This is a genomic window from Bradyrhizobium nivariense (genome assembly GCF_029846695.2).
Classification (GTDB): Bacteria; Pseudomonadota; Alphaproteobacteria; order Rhizobiales; family Xanthobacteraceae; genus Bradyrhizobium.
In genome coordinates, this window is the sequence record NZ_JARWCR020000007.1 from 151,554 (window position 1) to 168,189 (window position 16,636).

Genomic DNA, 16,636 nt, shown 5'->3' on the forward strand with positions numbered 1-16,636 from the left:
GCCATGTTGCTCGCGTCACTGAGCCTGCTCCGCCAGCCCCTGAACTTCGTCGCCGCCAAATGGCAGACGTTGATCCGGGTCGCGGGCAATCCCTACCGCCCCGAGCTTCACTACATGCGCGGGCCTGGCCCGAAATGGCACGCCAAGTATCGGGCGAGCCGGCTGGATCGCGCGCGCTGAGCCCTGCGGCTTCCGCTTCCCACTGATCGGTCTCTCAACGCGTCATGCCCGGGCCTGCCCGGGCATTCTCGTCTTGGCCATCCCTCGCCTGTTTCACACCAGCCATGTCGCGCCTCCCTTTCGATGTTCTCGGTGGGGGCGATGTGCCATTCTCCGCGCGCTCCGCCAATTGCGGAGCCCAGCGCAACGAAGCCGAGACGTACAGACAACATCATGCCTCATCAGTTCAGCCACGCCCAAACCGTCCGCAAGCCTGCCGTCAAATCCAAAGGCGGCGTCGTCGCCGCGCAATCGCGGCGGGCGGCCGAAGTGGGAGCGCAAGTGCTGGCGGCAGGCGGCGACTGTGTGGACGCGATCGTCGCGACCACCTTCGCGCTCAACGTGCTGGAGCCCTGGAACAGCGGCATGGGCGGCGGCGGCGCGATGGTGCTCTACCGCGCCGCGGAAAATCGCTACGAGGTGATCGACTACGGCATGTGCGCGCCGCAAAGCCTGCGCGCCGCCGATTATCCGCTCAGCGGCGAAGGCGCGGCTTCCGATCTGTTTCCCTGGCCGCGGGTGAAGGACGACCGCAACATCCACGGCCCCGGCTCGATCGCCGTGCCCGGCGTCGTCGCCGGCATGGAGGAGGCGCATCGCCGCCACGCCAGGCTGCCGTGGAAAGATCTGGTCGCGCCTGCCGCCGCACTCGCCGGCGAAGGCCTGCTGGTCGATTGGTGGACCACGCTGACGATCGCGGCATCGGCGGCCGATCTTCGGCGCTATCCCGCGAGCGCGGCGACGTTTTTGAAAGACGGCCTGCCGCCGAGCGCGCCGTGGGGGATCAAGTCCGAGACGCGACTGCCGCTGGACACGCTGAAGGCGACGTTGTCGCATCTCGCGGCCGCCGGTCCGCGCGATTTCTACCAGGGCGATCTCGCCAAGACCATCGCGTCCGACATCAAGGCCGACGGCGGCTCGCTGTCGATGGAGGACCTCGCCGCGTTCCGAGCCCATCTGCGCGAGCCGCTGGCGATCCCCTATCGCGGCGGCAAGGTGTTTGCAACGCCGGAGCTCACGGCCGGACCGACGATGGCGCATGCGCTGCGCCTGTTGCAGCAGAATCTGAAGCCGGGAAGCGTGCCCGATGCGGCCGCCTACGCCGAATATGCGCTCGCCCTGCAATCGGCCTATCGCCAGCGGCTCAAGGATATGGGCGATGCCGACGGCAAGCGCTCGCTCGGCGCGGAATATCTGGCGCCCGCCTGCACCACGCATTTCTCCGTGGTCGACCGCCACGGCAACATCGCGGCGGTGACGCAGACGCTGCTGTCATCCTTCGGCTCGAAGTATGTGACGCCGCACACCGGCATCGCCATGAACAACGGTATCATGTGGTTCGATCCGGCGCCTGCTACCACCAACTCACTCGTAGCAGGCAAGCGTTGCCTCACCAACTACACGCCCGTCATCGCCGAGACCGGGGACGGCAAGCGTCTCGCGGTCGGCGCCTCCGGCGGTCGCCGCATCCTGCCGTCGGTGATGCAGATCGTGTCCTTCGCGATGGATTTTGGCATGGATCTCGATGCCGCGATCCATCAACCGCGCATCGACGCCAGCGAAGGCGCGATCGTAATCGGCGATATCAGGCTGCCGCCGGAAACACGCGAGACGCTCGCGGCGCGATTCGACTATGAGGAAGCGCGGGTGCAGTCCTTGCCGCAGAAGTTCGCCTGCCCGAGCGTCGTGATGCGCGACGGCGACACCAATTCCGGCGCGGTGGAGATTTTCCAGCCCTGGGCTGATGCGGTGGCGGAGGGCTGAACGCCACTCCTGCACATTCAAGGAACTTACCTGCGGCCGGTTCGTTCATTGACCGGACAAGTGCGCTCGCCCTCATGGAGGACATGATGAAGAAACTCGCCCTCGCGGCGTCGCTGATCATTGCAGCCGGCTTCACGCTTGCCAATCCTGCTCTTGCCAAGGGTTGGCATGGACATGGACACGGCCATGCGATGGGCCATCATCACCATGGCACGCCGGCGGGATGGCACCACGGACGGAAAGTTGGCTGGCGCGGCGGGGGATGCCCTCCCGGGCTGTGGAAACAGGGCCGCTGCTGACGCGCTATCTGCATTCATGCAAGGCGTCGCTCGTGACGGGCGGCGCCTTCTTCAAATGCCCAGCCGGTCGCGCACCCGGCCCGCGATCACCGCACTCGTCACGCCCACCGGCCAGAAAGCGTGCATCGGGATCGGCTTGATGCCGGTGACGGGCATGTCGATCTCCGCCTTGTCGCCGCCGACCAGACGTCGCGCGAGTTGCGCGCCCATCGCGGTCGAGAGCGCGACGCCGCGGCCGTTGCAGCCGAGCGAGATCAGGATGTTGTCCGCGGGCTCGTGCACATGCGGATAATGATCCTTGGTGATGGCGAGCCGGCTGTTCCAGCCATGGGTCCAGGCCGCGCCCTTGAGCTGCGGCCATAACCGCTCGGCGTAGCGCATGAGATAGGCGACGTCGGAGGGCGAGTTGATCCAGCGCATCGGGCCGCGGCCGCCCATCAACAGGCGGTTCTGCTGATCGATGCGGTAATAGACGGTGATGTGGCCGCTCTCGTAGAGCACCGGTCGTGTCGGCATGATCGAACGCGCGACCTGATCCGAAAGCGGGGCCGTGGCGGCGATCGAGGAAAACACCGGCACGATGGTGCGGCGAAGCGCGGGCCAGAGATCGTCCGTAAAACCGTTGGTCGCGAGCAGCACCTTGTCGGCATGCACCACCGCGCGCGGTGTCTCGATGCGCCAGCGGCTACCCTCGCGGCGCAGCGATAGCGCCGGTGTCTCGCCATGCACCTTCGCACCTGCCGAGATCGCAGCACGCGCGAGTCCACGGGCGTAGCTGAGAGGATGCAGATCGCCGCCGCGGGTGTCCAGCATGGCACCGATGTAACGGTCGGTGCCGGTCATCTCGCGCAACTGCTCGCGATTCAGGTACGTCACCGGCATCCCGCGGGCGATGCATTGCTGCGCGGTTTTCTCGATCGCGGCGGCGCTGACCTCGTTATAGGCCGCGCGCAGCGTGCCGTTCTGACGCGCCTCGCACGGGATCTGGTAGCGGCGGATCAGATCGTGGGTGAAGTTCGTGGTGCCGTAGGAGAAGTCGATCATGCGACGGCCGAGCTCAGTGCCGAAATCGGCTTCGATCTGATCGGGATCGTGCTTCAGGCCGGGATTGGTGTGGCCGCCATTATTGCCGGATGCGCCCCAGCCCGGCTCCTGCGCCTCCAGCACCAGTGCCTCGACACCTTGCTCCGCCAGATGCAACGCCGTGGACAAGCCGGTGTAGCCACCGCCAATGATGGCGACCGAGACCGTGTTGTCGACGTCGAGCGGCGGCGTGGCAACCGGTGCGACGGCGGTCTCGGCGTAGAGAGACGGGGGCAGAGGCAGGCTCGCGTTCATGGCGAAGACCGGTTAGAGCGGATGCAGCACGCGGCGCAAAAAGTCCTGCGTGCGCGGATGCTGGGGCTGGTTGAGCAGCGCCTTGGCCGGCCCCTGCTCGACGATGACGCCGCCGTCGATGAACAGCACGCGGTCGGCGACGTCGCGGGCAAAGCCCATCTCGTGGGTGACGACGACCATGGTCATGCCGTCGTCGGCGAGCTTGCGCATCACGCCGAGGACGTCGCCGACGAGCTCGGGATCGAGCGCCGAGGTCGGTTCGTCGAACAGGATGGCCTTGGGCTGCATGGCGAGCGCGCGCGCAATCGCGACGCGCTGCTGCTGGCCACCGGAGAGCTGCGGCGGATGTGCGTCGGCCTTCTCGGCAAGACCCACTTGTGTGAGCAGGGCGCGGCCGCGCTCGAGTGCCTGCGCGCGCGGCTCTCTCTTCACATAGAGCGGACCTTCGACGACATTCTCCAGCACTGTCCGGTGCGGAAACAGGTTGAAGCGCTGGAACACCATCGAGACCTGAGTGCGGACTTTCACGATCGACGGCGCGTCGCGGTCGACCTTCAATCCCTCGACGCTGATCTCGCCGCGGTCGTAGCTTTCGAGACCGTTGATACAGCGCAAAATGGTGGACTTGCCGGAGCCGGACGGGCCGACGATGCAGACCACCTCGCCCTTCTGGACGGACGCCGTGATGCCCTTGAGCACCTCGTTCTCGCCAAAGCTCTTGTGGACGTCGCGGAGCTCGATCATTTCTTGCCGGCCCGCTTCTCGAAGTGACGGACCAGCAGGATCAGCGGGATGCTCATGGTGAGATACATCAGCGCGACCATCGTGAACACGTTGGTGTTCTTGAAGGTCGAGGACGCGATCAGCTTGCCTTGAAGGGCGAGCTCGGCAACCGTGATGGTCGAGGCCTGCGAGGAATCCTTCAGCATCATGATCATGACGTTGCCGTAGGGCGGCAGCACGATGCGCACCGCCTGCGGCAGCACGACGCGGCGCATGGTCAGCCACCAGCCCATGCCGATCGATTGCGCCGCCTCGATCTGCCCCTTGTCGATCGCCTCGATGCCGGCGCGGAAATTTTCCGCCTGATAGGCCGAGTAGGCGATGCCGAGCCCGAGGATCGCGGCCTGCAGCGCGCTGAGCGTGACGCCGAGATCGGGCATCACGAAGTAGAGGTAGAACAACAGCACGATGATCGGAATGCCGCGGATCACATTGATCAGGCTGGCGCTGAGCATCGACAGGACACGGATGCCGGAGACCCGCATCATGGCCCAGACGAGGCCAAGCACCGTCGAGAGCAGCAGCGAGCCGATGGTGACGACGATCGTCAGCACGACGCCGCTCATCAGGATCGGGAAGAACTCGGCGGCGTCGTGCCAGAAGCCTTTCATCGACCAGCCTTCAACGATCAAGCGTCATCGATCAGCCCTGTGCCTTCAGGCCCCATTTATCGAGGATCTTGTCGATGGTGCCGTTGGCCTTCAGCTTCGCGAGCGAGGCGTTGATCTTGCCGAGCAGTGCGGCCTCGCCCTTGCGTACGCCGATGCCGACCGAGCCGACGGTGACGGGCTTGTAGCCGTCGACCAGTCGCACCTCCGGGAAGCCGCCCAGCTTCAGATTGTAGGCGAGGATCGGGTAGTCGGCGTAACCGGCCTTGAGGCGGCCGGTGTTCACGTCGCGCAGGATGTCGGGGATGGTGTCGTAAGCCTTGACGTCCGCGAACAGGCCGGACTTCTTCAGCGCGTCGACGAAGGCGGTGCCGACCTGGGCGCCGACCGTCTCGCCCTTCAGATCTTCCTGCGTGGCGTAGGCCTTGGTGTCGGTCTTCGGCACCACCAAGCCTTCGCCATAGGTGTAGATCGGATCGGAGAAATCGACAACCTCCTTGCGCGGCGCGGTGATGAACATCGCAGCCGCGATGATGTCGATCTTGCTCGAGGTCAGCGACGGGATCAGCGCCGAGAACGCCATCGGTTCGATCTGCACGTTGAGGCCGGCGTCCTTGCCGATCTCGGTAACGAGATCGACCATGATGCCCTGGATTGTGTTGGTCTTGGTGTCGAGGAAGGTGAAGGGAATGCCGGTCGGCGTCGAGCCGACCTTCAGCACCTGCTGCGCCGAAGCCGGCGCCACGGCTGCAATAGCGAGCGCCGCGACCGCGGCCAGACCAAAACGCTTCATCGCATTCCCCTTTGGGTCCGGCCGATGGCGGCGCTCGCAGATGTCGTCATCGCAGACGTTGCGGGCCAAGCCGTTTCGGCCTATTTTCACCAATATGAAAATTTGGTCACACTTTCACAACCGATGCAAGCAGTTTTCATGCACATGAAGGAAGCGGTTTGACGTGAGCGGTGGCAAAAGAATGCGCAGACCGGCCGCCGCAAAGCCGGTGAAGGCGAAGGCCAAAGCCAGGGCCAAAGCCAAGACCAAGGCCAAGACCAAGGCCAAGGCTATCGCCAAAGCGGCGGAGCCTGCGATGGATGTCGCGGTCGGCCGCCGCATCCGTGATCTCAGGCGCATCAGGCAATTCTCGCTCGAGACGGTCGCTTCGCGCACGGAGCTGTCGATCGGCTTCCTCAGTCAGATCGAGCGCGGCCTGTCGTCGCCGTCGCTGCGCGTGCTGGCCACGCTCGCCGATGTGCTCGGCGTCGGCATCGCCGCGCTGTTCGGCGCGAGCCCGAGCGCCGATGGCACATCCGACCAGGTCGTCACGCGCGGGCTTCAGAGGCCCGAGCTGAAACTCTGGCGCACCGGCGTGTCGAAGCAATTGCTGAGCCCCGCCACCGCCGATAACCGGCTCAATCTGTTCCTGGTGCATCTGGAGCCCGGCGGCTCCACCGGCGACGAGCTCTACACCCATGACGGCGAGGAAGCCGGCCTCGTGCTCGAAGGCGAGATGATGCTGACCGTGGACAGCGAGACATGGTCGTTGAAGACGGGCGACAGTTTTAGATTCGCGAGCCGTCGGCCGCACCGATTTTCAAATCCAGCGCGGGATGCGAAAGCGGTGGTGCTGTGGGTGAATTGCGTGACAGGGGCGGGGTAGTCCCCTTCTTCCACGATCAAAGTTTCAGCCCCGTCATCCTGAGGCGCGAGCGGAGCGAGCCTCGAAGGATGCACGGCCTCCGATGCAGCCGGGCCGCCGCCCTTCGAGGCTCGCCGCACGGCGCGTTGCGCCGCGCAGCTCACGCCTCAGGGTGACGGGGATAGACTAGCGGAGCGGAGAAACGCTCACCCAAACCGGTGATTGTACCGGTCCACCGTCAGCGCGCTGACGTCGATGTCCGGCTTCTTGCCTGACAGCATGTCGGCGAGCACGCGGCCGGAGCCGCACGACATGGTCCAGCCGAGCGTGCCGTGGCCGGTGTTGAGGTGAAGGTTGGCATATTGCGTCGGGCCGATCACGGGCGGGCCGTCCGGCGTCATCGGGCGCAGACCGCTCCAGAACCTCGCCTTGGAGAGATCGCCGCCGCGCGGGAACAGATCGGTCAGCGAGTGATCGAGCGTGGCGCGCCGCGCGTCGTAGAGCTGGCTCGAGAAGCCGGAGATTTCGGCGGTGCCGCCGACGCGGATGCGATTGCCCAAACGGGTGATCGCGACCTTGTAACTCTCGTCCATCACGGTGGATTCCGGTGCGCCGGAGGCGTCCTTGATCGGCACCGTGATCGAATAACCCTTCACCGGATAGACCGGCAGCGAGATATCGAGCGGCGCGACCAGCCGCGACGACCAGCTTCCGAGCGCGAGCACGTAAGCGTCGGCCTGCAACATTCCGGCGCCAGTCGCGACGCCGCTGACGCGCGCGCCGTCGGTGACGATACGATCGATGCCGGTGTTGAACATGAAGCGCACGCCGAGCGCTTCGGCGTGCTTGGCCAGCGCCTGGGTGAACATGTGGCAGTCGCCGGTCTCGTCCTGCGGCAAGCGCATGCCGCCGGCGAACTTTTCCTTCACGCCGGCGAGTGCCGGCTCGACCGCGATGCAGCCCTCGCGGCCCAGCACCTCGAAAGGCACGCCGTACTGCTTGAGCACGGCGACGTCCTCACCGGTGCCGTCAAGCTGGGCCTGGTAGCGGAATAGCTGCAGCGTGCCCTGCGAGCGCTCGTCATACTGGATGCCGATGTCGCGGCGCAAATCGCGCAGGCAATCGCGGCTGTACTCCGCGATCGGAATCATCCGGCTCTTGTTGACCGCGTACCGTTCGCTGGTGCAGTTGCGCAGCATCTTGAGCAGCCAGATCCACATCACCGGATCGAGCTTCGGCCGGATCACCAGCGGGCCGTGCTTCATCAACAGCCATTTGACCGCCTTCACCGGCACGCCGGGACCGGCCCAGGGCGAGGAATAGCCGGGCGACACTTCGCCGGCATTGGCAAAGGAGGTCTCGAGCGCCGGTTCGGGCTGACGGTCGACGACCGTTACCTCATGGCCGGCACGCGCGAGGTAGTAGGCAGAGGTGACACCGATGACACCGCTGCCGAGGATCAGAACTTTCACGCTTGGTCAAACTCCCGCGGCATCACGCTCGCCGCTGCAAGAGGGGAACTCCGCAACGGCGAGAGCAATTATCAGGCCACCCGCTTGATGGCGTCGCCGAGGATCGAGACGATATCGTCGATGTGGCTCTTCTCGACGATGAGCGGGGGCGACAGCGCAAAGGAGTCGCCGCTCATGCGGAAGTACAGTCCGCGATTGAAGCAGTCGACCATGACGTCGTAGCCACGCGCACCGACCGTACCGTCACGCGACGACAGCTCGACCGCGCCCATCAGGCCGCAATTGCGGATGTCGACGACGTTGGGCAGGCCTTTGAGCGAATGCAGCGCATCGCGCCAGTAGTCGGCGATCGACGCACCGCGCGTGAGCAGGCCTTCGTCCTTGTAGATGTCGAGCGTGGCGATACCGGCGGCGCAGGCGACCGGATGGGCCGAATAGGTGTAGCCGTGGAACAGCTCCATCTGGTTCTCCGGGCCGACCATCAGGCCGTCGTGCACCTTGCGGCTCGCAAACACGGCGCCGCAGGGAATGGTGCCGTTGGTGATGCCCTTGGCGGTCGTCATCATATCAGGTGTGACGCCGAAGAACTGGGCGGCGAACGGCGCGCCGAGGCGGCCGAAGCCGGTGATGACCTCGTCGAAGATCAGGAGGATGCCGTGCTTGTCGCAGATCTCGCGCAGACGCTGGAGATAGCCCTTCGGCGGCGGCAGCACCGCGGTCGAGCCCGGCACCGGCTCGACAATGACGGCGGCGATGGTCTCGGCGCCGTGCAAGGCCACCAGGCGCTCGAGATCGTCGGCGAGTTCGGCGCCGTGCTCGGGCTGATCCTTGGCGAAGGCGTTGCGGGTGAGATCATGGGTGTGGCGGATGTGGTCGACGCCCGGCAGCAGGGTCGCGAAGGCGCGGCGGTTGGCGACCATGCCGCCGACCGAGGTGCCGCCGAAACCGACGCCGTGATAGCCGCGCTCGCGGCCGATCAGGCGGGTGCGGCTCGCCTGGCCGTTGGCGCGGTGATAGGCGAGCGCGATCTTCAGTGCGGTGTCGACCGACTCGGAGCCGGAGTTGGTGAAGAAAATGCGATCGAGGCCCTTCGGCGCGATCTCGGCGAGCCGCTCGGCGAAGTCGAATGCCAGCGGGTGGCCCATCTGGAACGACGGCGCAAAGTCCAGCGTCATCAGCTGCCGCTCGACCGCGGCGGCGATCTGCTTGCGGCCATGGCCGGCATTGACGCACCAGAGGCCGGCGGAGGCGTCGATCACCTTGCGGCCGTCGACGGTGGTGTAATGCATGCCCTCGGCCGAGGAGAACAGGCGCGGCGCCTTCTTGAACTGGCGGTTGGCCGTGAACGGCATCCAGAACGAATCGGTCTTGATGGTGTTCGGAATCTGATGAAGGGTCACGGCTACGCTCCTTTGCTGACCGCATAGCAGAGCCACGGCTTCAAAAGCGCAACAAGTCCTTTTCTGATGGCCTGCAAGCCATTGATTTTACTGTAGCTGCCGGTCCATATTTGCGCGATCCGCAACACTTGCAACACTGGACCAGGGCATGAGCGTCGATATCGGTGGACGGCTGCGATTCATCCGGGCGCGCCAGAAGCTGTCGCAGCGCGCGCTCGCCAAACGCGCCGGCGTCACCAATTCGACGATCTCGCTGATCGAATCCAACCAGATGAATCCGTCCGTGGGAGCGCTCAAACGCATCCTCGACGGCATTCCGATGGGGCTCGCCGAGTTCTTCGCGCTGGAGCCGGAGAGCCGACGCAAGATCTTCTACCGCTCAGAAGAGCTGACCGAGGTCGGCAAGAAGCCGATCTCCTACCGCCAGATCGGCGACAATCTGTTCGGTCGCAGCCTCCAGATCCTGAAGGAGCGTTACGAGCCCGGCAGCGACACCGGACGCGTTCACCTGGTCCATGACGGCGAGGAAGGCGGCATCGTGATCGCCGGCAAGCTCGAGGTCACCGTCGAGGACGAGCGTCGCATCCTCAATCCCGGCGATGCCTATTATTTCGAGAGCCGCCGCCCGCATCGCTTCCGCTGCGTCGGCGGCAAGCCGTGCGACGTGATCTCGGCCTGCACGCCGCCGACGTTTTGAAACGCGTCAACGTCATCCGCAATCTTACGGTGCCACCGGTGTCTTACGGAGCTTGAGCCATCTCAATTTCCGCGCGCCGAACCGCTATATGTTGCGAGCCATAGTGGCCGTTTCGCAACAAGGGTTCGCGGATGAATATCACGCTCGCCAATGCCGAAGCCGCGCTCGACGACGTTCAGCGTGATGCCGACAAGCTCCGCTCGCGCGAGCTGCGCAAGGCTATCGCCGAATACATCGAGACACAGCGAGCGGCGATCAAGGCTCTGCGCAGGAAGATGAACTGACGCGCCACGGCGGAGCGAGAAGGACTCGCCCCGCCTGCCGCCTCAAATCTGCGTCAGCAACTCCTCGATCCGGATCGGGAAGCGGCGGACACGCACGCCGGTCGCATGCCAGACCGCGTTGGCGACCGCGCCTGCGCTGCCGGTGATGCCGATTTCGCCGACCCCCTTGATGCCGAGCGCATTGACATGCGGATCATGCTCCTCGACCGTGATGACGTCGAGCGGCGGCACGTCGGCATTCACCGGGATATGGTATTCGCCCAGATTGGCATTCATGATCCGGCCGCTGCGGCGGTCGGTGATGGCTTCCTCGTGCAGCGCAAAGGATAGGCCCCAGATCATGCCGCCGTACAGCTGGCTCTGCACCATGCGCGGATTGACGATGCGCCCCGCGGCGAAAGCGCCGACCATGCGGGTGACGCGGACCTGGCCGAGCTCCGGATCGACCTTCACCTCCGCAAACACCGCGCCATGGGCGTGCATCGCATACTCCTCCATCGCCGCCGGATTCGGCGCGCCGGTGCCGCGCGCCTCGACCTCGGCGAGGCCGGCGCGCGCGAGAATCTCGGAATAGCTTTCGCCGCGGCTCTCGTCGTCACGCCGGATCAACCTGCCATCGCGCGCGATCACGCCGGCATTGCCGGCAGCGAACAGCGGCGATCGCTCATCGTTGGTGGCGAGATCGGCGAGCTTTGCGATCACGGCCGCGCCGGCGCTGTGGATCGCAGCACCAGCCGTCGCGGTATGCGCGGAGCCACCGGCGATGCCGGCATCGGGCAGGTCGGACGACCCCGCCTTGAACTCGACGCTGTCGATATCAAGCCCGAGCTCGTCGGCCGCGATCTGCGCAAGCGCCGTCCACGCTCCCTGCCCCATGTCATGTGCGCCGATTTCCATTGCACCGGAGCCGTCGCGGCGAAGCACCGCACGTGCTTCGGCCTGGAACATCAGTGCCGGGAAGGTCGCGGTGCCCATGCCCCAACCGACCAGAAGGCCGGCATCGTCGCGCATCTGCCGCGACTGAAGCGGTCGCTTCGCCCAGCCGAAGCGCGCCGCGCCCTGCTCGTAACAGGCACGTAACGCCTTGGAGGAGAACGGCTTGCCGGTGATCGGCTCGACCTCGGCATAGTTCTTCAGGCGGAAGGCGAGCGGATCGATGCCGCAGGCCCAGGCCATCTCGTCGATCGCACTCTCCAGCGCGATCGATCCGGTCGCCTCGCCGGGCGCGCGCATGAACAGCGGCGTGCCCGTGTTGACACGCACGGCGTCGTGCGACGTGCGGATTGCGGGTGCCGCATAGAGCGTGTGCGAGGCATCCGCTGCGGGCTCGTAAAAATCGTCGAACGTGCTCGACACCGTGCGGGCGTGGTGATCGAGCGCGGTCAGACGCCCCTCGCCGTCGGCACCGATGCGCAGCCGCTGCCGCGTCGGCGCGCGATGACCGACCGGGCCGTACATCTGCTCGCGGCGCAGCACCAGCTTGACCGGTTTGCCGACGAGCTTTGCCGCCATGATGCCGAGGACCGGAGGACCAGCCATGAGCCCCTTCGAGCCGAAGCCGCCGCCGAGGAACGGGCTGCGGATGTGGATCTTGTCGTGCGCGATGCCGAACAATTCGGCAAAACGCGCAAGGGATAGCATGAGACCCTGGGTCGGCATGTCGATCTGCAGACTGTCGCCATCCCATGCAGCCACGATCGCATGCGGCTCCATCGCGTTGTGATATTGCGGCGGCGTTTCGTAAATCGCGTCGATCTGCTTTTCGGCCGAGGCAAGGCCCGCTTCGACGTCGCCGCGGTGATTTTCCGTGGGGTTGCCGACGCCGACGACCGGCGGCACGAAGCTGTCGCCGGCATCGAGGCCGACGAGCGCTGGCAGCGTCTCGTAACGCGGCGCCAGCAGCGCCGCGCCTTCCGTCGCCGCTTCCAGCGTTTCGGCGATCACGACGGCGATGGGCTGGTTGGCGTAGCGGACCTCGTTGCTCTGCAACACCTCCATCCGGAACACGAACGGATTGGTCTTGATTTCGGGGTCGATCGCGAGCTCGGGCTTGTGGTCCGATGTCATGACATCGATGACGCCGGGATGGCGCTTGGCAGCAGCGACATCGAGCGAGGTCACGCGGCCGCGCGAAATGCCGGCGACGGCCATCACCGCATACAGCATGCCGGGCGGATGGTTGTCGGCGGCGTAGGTCGCCTGGCCCTTGACCTTGAGGACCCCGTCGCGGCGGGTCAGAGGCTGGCCGATATTCGAGCCGTGGCGCAGATGGGCGGGCGCGCTGGTGAGATTAAGCTCAGGCATGAATGGCTCCGGACGTCGAGGCAAAGGGAGAGGCCGGCAGCGCGGGGATACGCGCGGGCGTACCGGCGGCGGCGAGTGTCAGCGCGCGCACGACGATGCGGCGCGCGAGCTCGATCTTGAAGGCGTTGTCGCCGGACGGCTTTGCGTCGGTGAGCGCGCGCCGGGCGGCTTCCTGGAAAGCGTCCACGGTGGGCGCGACGTTCCTGAGCACGTCCTCCGCAGCGCGGGCGCGCCAGGGCTTTGCGGCGACGCCACCGAGCGCAAGCCGCGCCTCCTTGATCTTTCCGTTCTCGATCTGCAACGCAGCCGCAGCGGAGACGACGGCAAAGGCGTAGGAGGTCCTATCGCGGACCTTGAGATAGCGCGCATGCGCGGCAAAGCCGCGCGCAGCGGGCGGCAGACGCACCGCGACGACGAGGTCGCCGGGCTCGAACGCGGTTTCACGCTCCGGCGTATCGCCGGGCAGGCGATGCAGTTCGTCGAGCGCGATTTCGCGCCGCCCGTTCCGGCCCTCGATCTCGACGATTGCGTCAAGCGCGACCAGCGGTACGCAGAAGTCGGACGGATGCGTGGCGATGCAGTTTTCGCTCCAGCCGAGCACGGCGTGGGTGCGGTTCTCGCCGTCGCGCGCGTCGCAGCCGCTGCCGGCCTCGCGCTTGTTGCAGCGGCTGGCCGTGTCGTAGAAATACGCACAGCGCGTCCGTTGCAGCAGATTGCCGCCGACGGTCGCGGCATTGCGCAGTTGCGCCGATGCGCCGGAGAGCAACGCTTCGGCGACGGCCGGATAGGACTTTGCAAAGTCAGCGTCATGCGCAAGATCGGCGTTGCTCACCAGTGCGCCGATGCGCACACCACCGTCGGCAAGGCGCTCGATTTGATCGAGCCCGTCGAGATGCGTGACGTCGACCAGACGATCCGGACGGCTGACGCCGCCCTTCATCAGATCGAGCAGATTGGTGCCGGCGGCGAGATAGCTGGCGCCCGGCTGGGCGGCGGCGGCAACGGCCTCTGCGACCGTGCCAGGCCTGAAATAATCGAACGGTTTCATGCTGAGCGCCTCTGATTGGCTTCGTCCATGCCGGCCTGCGCGTCGAGCACGGCATCGACGATGCCGGCGTAGGCGCCGCAGCGGCACAGATTGCCGCTCATGCATTCGCGGATGCGCTCGGGATCGTTGCCGGCCTGCGCCTCGCTCATCATGCCGATGGCGCTCATGATCTGGCCGGGCGTGCAGAAGCCGCACTGAAATCCGTCATGGGCGATGAAGGCGGCCTGCACCGGGTGAAGCTGGTCGCCGCGCGCGACGCCTTCGATGGTGAGGATGTCGGCGCCGTCATGGCTGATGGCGAGCGCGAGGCAGGAGTTGATGCGCTTGCCGTCGACGAGAATGGTGCAGGCGCCGCATTGGCCGCGGTCGCATCCCTTCTTGGTACCGGTCAGATGGAGGCGCTCACGCAGGAGATCGAGCAGCGTGACGCGCGGATCGTCGAGGACGAATTCGCGCCGCGCACCGTTCACGGTGAGGCTGATGGAGTGGTTCATACAAGGCTCCGATCAGAAATGGACATCAGTGATCGCGCGGCGCGCCACCGCCGTGGCCGCCGTCGATACGCGCCGCCTGGACATAATCCGGGCCAACGTCTCAGCGAAGATACGGAGGCAGCCTCCGCTTAACAAGGGCCGCCAAAAAATATTGGAATTCGTCAAAAGCCCATGCGCAGACAACGCGATGCAGCTCTGCAAGGGTTCAATCTAACCAATTCGTGATCTACATTGCCGGCATGGACGACCACGCCGACCAGATTCGCAAACCCCGCGCCGACGCCGTGCGCAATCGCGAACGCGTGCTCGAGGCGGCGAAGACCGTGTTCAATGCGGGCGGCCCCGAGGCGAGCCTCGAGGCCGTCGCGAAACGCGCCGGCGTCGGCATCGGCACGCTCTATCGGCATTTCCCGACCCGCGAGGATTTGTTCGAGGCGGTGTACCGGCGTGAGGTCGAGCAGCTCAGCGAGCTCGCCGAGCAGTTGAAGAACGCCAGGGATCCGGTCGATGCGCTCAGGCGCTGGCTGCGCTCAGGCGTCGAATTCGTTGCCACCAAGAAGGGCATGGTGGCAGCCTTGGCACTCGCGGTGCAGAGCGGGTCGGAGTTGCATGCCTTTTCCTTTGAGCGCCTGACCAAGGCGATCGGCTCGCTTCTCGATCGCGCAGCCGCGGCCGGCGCGATGCGCGCGGACATCAGTCCCGAGGACTTGCTGCGCGCGTTCTTCGGCATGTGCTACATGCACGATCAGCCCGGCTGGCAATCCTCGGTGCTGCGGATGCTCGACGTGTTCGTCGACGGGCTGCGGGTGCAGGCGGTCGCGAAACCCAAGCCGCGCCGTATCACACCCGCGAAGCGGAAGCGATAGCGTCACCCTGTCAGGATCGGCCTCAGTGCCTCGCGGTGATGCACGATGAAGTCGAAGAAGGCGGCGATCCGCGGCACACGCCGGAGATCGGGATGCGTCAGGATGCGCCAGCTTCGCGTCAATTCCGGAATCGGGCCAAGGACGCGCACGAGATCGGCTTCGGCATCGCCGAGCGCGACGGGAAGCGGACCGATGCCGACGCCGGACTTGATCGCCGAAACGAGGCCAAGCACGCTGTTGACGCGCGCAGCCATCTGGGCATTGGGCGCGACCTCCTTCAGCCATTTGACGGCGCGGTGCTTGGCAAGGGATTCGTCCAGCCCGACCAGCAAATGAGGCGTGAGGTCCTCGACACGATCCGGACTGCCGTGCCGGTGAAGATAGTCGCGGCTGGCGTAAACCGCCCAGATCGACTCGGCGATCTTGCGCCCGACCAGCTCGTCGTCGGTATCGCCCGAGCGAAAAGCGATATCGACCTCGCCCTTCGACAGGTCGAGGTAGCCGTCGCTCATCACGAATTCGACCCGCAGCGAGGGATGCAGCGCGTGAAAGTCGCCGACGATGCCCGATTGGATGAGCCGGGCGACGACCGGCTCGGGACAGGTGACGCGGATCACGCCCTTCATGTCCTGCTCAGCGTCGACCGTCCGACGCTGGAAGTCGTCGATGGTGGCTTCGATCCGCTCGGCATAGGGCAGCATGATCTGACCGAATTCGGTGAGGCGGTAGCCGCTCGGCTGACGCGTCACCAGCGCGCGGCCGAGCCGCCGCTCCAGCTCCTCGAGCCGCCGGTGCACGGTCGATTGGCTGAGGCCAAGCGCCTTGCCGGCAGCAACAGTGCTGCCGTGCCGCGCGACCGCCAGGAAATATTTGAGGTCATTCCAGTCGAACATGAAGGGATTATGCACTTCTGCGGCCGCTGGCCGCAATGTTGCGGCTCCCGCGCCTGAACGGCGGCACCTAGGCTGGCGCTTTCAGCGACTTACAATGGAGACTTCGGATGCGCCCCCATTTCGCTCTCAGCGCCGCAATCGTTCTGGGATGGTCGGCCGCAGCCGCCGCGCAGGACCACGGGGCTCAGGGTCTCGCCAAACCGAATCTCGTGCTTGGCCAAGTGGTTGAAGGCCTGCCGAAGGACGAGAAGCAGTCCGTGCGGGTCATGACCGCGTCGTTCAAGCCGGGCGACAAGACGCCCTATCACAGCCACCGCTTCCCGGTGACTGTGTACGTGCTCGAAGGCGCCTTCACGCTCGAGCTCGAGGGCAAGCCGCCGCTGACGGTGAAGGCCGGCGAGGCACTGGTGGAACCGCCGAACGTGGCGATGACCGGCTACAATCGGACGAGCGGCGAGACCAGGGTCGTGATCTTCTATGTCAGCGCGGTCGACACCCCCTTCCTCGATCCGCAGTCACATTAGGCCGTT

General features: G+C 65.7%; 19 protein-coding genes. 9 read left to right on the forward strand and 10 right to left on the reverse strand.

Annotation, left to right across the window (positions count from 1 at the left end):
• Window positions 1-3 precede the first annotated feature (3 nt).
• From QCM77_RS08720 to QCM77_RS08730, 3 genes are all read left to right on the forward strand, one after another.
• Window positions 4-180 carry a hypothetical protein gene (locus QCM77_RS08720; RefSeq protein WP_279666886.1) on the forward strand — a complete coding sequence of 59 codons (177 nt, stop codon included), beginning with the start codon at window positions 4-6 and terminating at the stop codon, window positions 178-180.
• Window positions 181-393: 213 nt separating this feature from the next.
• Window positions 394-1,983 carry a gamma-glutamyltransferase family protein gene (locus QCM77_RS08725; protein WP_279666885.1) on the forward strand — a complete coding sequence of 530 codons (1,590 nt, stop codon included), beginning with the start codon at window positions 394-396 and terminating at the stop codon, window positions 1,981-1,983.
• Window positions 1,984-2,069: 86 nt separating this feature from the next.
• A complete protein-coding gene (locus QCM77_RS08730) occupies window positions 2,070-2,282 on the forward strand; it encodes a hypothetical protein (protein ID WP_279666884.1) in 213 nt (70 codons plus the stop codon).
• A 51-nt stretch (window positions 2,283-2,333) separates the two neighbouring features.
• Here the strand turns inward: QCM77_RS08730 and QCM77_RS08735 are convergent, their stop codons facing one another.
• From QCM77_RS08735 to QCM77_RS08750, 4 genes are read right to left on the reverse strand one after another with little or no spacing between them, the layout of a single operon-like run.
• On the reverse strand, window positions 2,334-3,620 hold the full coding sequence (locus QCM77_RS08735) for an NAD(P)/FAD-dependent oxidoreductase (RefSeq protein WP_279666883.1): 1,287 nt from the start codon (window positions 3,618-3,620) through the stop codon (window positions 2,334-2,336).
• A gap of 12 nt (window positions 3,621-3,632) precedes the next feature.
• On the reverse strand, window positions 3,633-4,364 hold the full coding sequence (locus tag QCM77_RS08740) for an amino acid ABC transporter ATP-binding protein (RefSeq protein ID WP_279666882.1): 732 nt from the start codon (window positions 4,362-4,364) through the stop codon (window positions 3,633-3,635).
• The gene (locus tag QCM77_RS08745; RefSeq protein ID WP_279666881.1) at window positions 4,361-5,014 is read right to left on the reverse strand and encodes an amino acid ABC transporter permease; all 654 of its coding nucleotides are present in this window, start codon (window positions 5,012-5,014) and stop codon (window positions 4,361-4,363) included. Before QCM77_RS08745 ends, QCM77_RS08740 begins: the two co-directional genes overlap by 4 nt.
• A 31-nt stretch (window positions 5,015-5,045) precedes the next feature.
• Window positions 5,046-5,804, reverse strand: coding sequence for an ABC transporter substrate-binding protein (locus QCM77_RS08750; protein WP_279666880.1), 759 nt, complete (start codon window positions 5,802-5,804; stop codon window positions 5,046-5,048).
• Window positions 5,805-5,828: 24 nt separating this feature from the next.
• Here QCM77_RS08750 and QCM77_RS08755 point away from each other — a divergent pair, with 24 nt between their 5' ends.
• A complete protein-coding gene (locus QCM77_RS08755; RefSeq protein WP_279666879.1) occupies window positions 5,829-5,966 on the forward strand; it encodes a hypothetical protein in 138 nt (45 codons plus the stop codon).
• 19 nt (window positions 5,967-5,985) lie between these two features.
• On the forward strand, window positions 5,986-6,669 hold the full coding sequence (locus QCM77_RS08760; RefSeq protein WP_279666878.1) for a helix-turn-helix domain-containing protein: 684 nt from the start codon (window positions 5,986-5,988) through the stop codon (window positions 6,667-6,669).
• 185 nt (window positions 6,670-6,854) lie between these two features.
• Here QCM77_RS08760 and QCM77_RS08765 read toward each other — a convergent pair whose 3' ends face one another.
• Both QCM77_RS08765 and aptA read right to left on the reverse strand, forming a co-directional pair.
• The gene (locus tag QCM77_RS08765; RefSeq protein ID WP_279666877.1) at window positions 6,855-8,120 is read right to left on the reverse strand and encodes a D-amino acid dehydrogenase; all 1,266 of its coding nucleotides are present in this window, start codon (window positions 8,118-8,120) and stop codon (window positions 6,855-6,857) included.
• A gap of 71 nt (window positions 8,121-8,191) precedes the next feature.
• Complete coding sequence (aptA, locus tag QCM77_RS08770) at window positions 8,192-9,520, reverse strand: omega-aminotransferase AptA (protein WP_279682869.1); 1,329 nt, start codon at window positions 9,518-9,520, stop codon at window positions 8,192-8,194.
• A 148-nt stretch (window positions 9,521-9,668) separates the two neighbouring features.
• On the opposite strand from aptA, the gene relB reads away from it, so the two are divergent.
• The gene (gene relB, locus QCM77_RS08775; RefSeq protein WP_279666875.1) at window positions 9,669-10,217 is read left to right on the forward strand and encodes a type II toxin-antitoxin system RelB family anti-toxin; all 549 of its coding nucleotides are present in this window, start codon (window positions 9,669-9,671) and stop codon (window positions 10,215-10,217) included.
• Window positions 10,218-10,348: 131 nt separating this feature from the next.
• Window positions 10,349-10,501 (forward strand): hypothetical protein, encoded by a 153-nt coding sequence (locus tag QCM77_RS08780; RefSeq protein WP_279666874.1) that lies wholly within the window; start codon window positions 10,349-10,351, stop codon window positions 10,499-10,501.
• 42 nt (window positions 10,502-10,543) lie between these two features.
• On the opposite strand, the gene QCM77_RS08785 is transcribed toward QCM77_RS08780, so the two are convergent.
• From QCM77_RS08785 to QCM77_RS08795, 3 genes are read right to left on the reverse strand one after another with little or no spacing between them, the layout of a single operon-like run.
• Window positions 10,544-12,805 (reverse strand): xanthine dehydrogenase family protein molybdopterin-binding subunit, encoded by a 2,262-nt coding sequence (locus QCM77_RS08785; protein WP_279666873.1) that lies wholly within the window; start codon window positions 12,803-12,805, stop codon window positions 10,544-10,546.
• Window positions 12,798-13,853 (reverse strand): FAD binding domain-containing protein, encoded by a 1,056-nt coding sequence (locus tag QCM77_RS08790; RefSeq protein ID WP_279666872.1) that lies wholly within the window; start codon window positions 13,851-13,853, stop codon window positions 12,798-12,800. Before QCM77_RS08790 ends, QCM77_RS08785 begins: the two co-directional genes overlap by 8 nt.
• A complete protein-coding gene (locus QCM77_RS08795) occupies window positions 13,850-14,347 on the reverse strand; it encodes a (2Fe-2S)-binding protein (RefSeq protein WP_279666871.1) in 498 nt (165 codons plus the stop codon). The genes QCM77_RS08790 and QCM77_RS08795 overlap by 4 nt, the downstream gene beginning before the upstream one ends.
• 239 nt (window positions 14,348-14,586) lie before the next feature.
• Here QCM77_RS08795 and QCM77_RS08800 point away from each other — a divergent pair, with 239 nt between their 5' ends.
• Entirely contained in the window at window positions 14,587-15,213 is a 627-nt protein-coding gene (locus tag QCM77_RS08800) for a TetR/AcrR family transcriptional regulator (RefSeq protein ID WP_279666923.1), read from the forward strand.
• A gap of 2 nt (window positions 15,214-15,215) precedes the next feature.
• Here the strand turns inward: QCM77_RS08800 and QCM77_RS08805 are convergent, their stop codons facing one another.
• On the reverse strand, window positions 15,216-16,142 hold the full coding sequence (locus tag QCM77_RS08805) for a LysR family transcriptional regulator (RefSeq protein WP_279666870.1): 927 nt from the start codon (window positions 16,140-16,142) through the stop codon (window positions 15,216-15,218).
• Between the two features lie 71 nt (window positions 16,143-16,213).
• On the opposite strand from QCM77_RS08805, the gene QCM77_RS08810 reads away from it, so the two are divergent.
• Entirely contained in the window at window positions 16,214-16,630 is a 417-nt protein-coding gene (locus QCM77_RS08810; protein ID WP_279666869.1) for a cupin domain-containing protein, read from the forward strand.
• The last annotated feature ends 6 nt before the right edge of the window (window positions 16,631-16,636 follow it).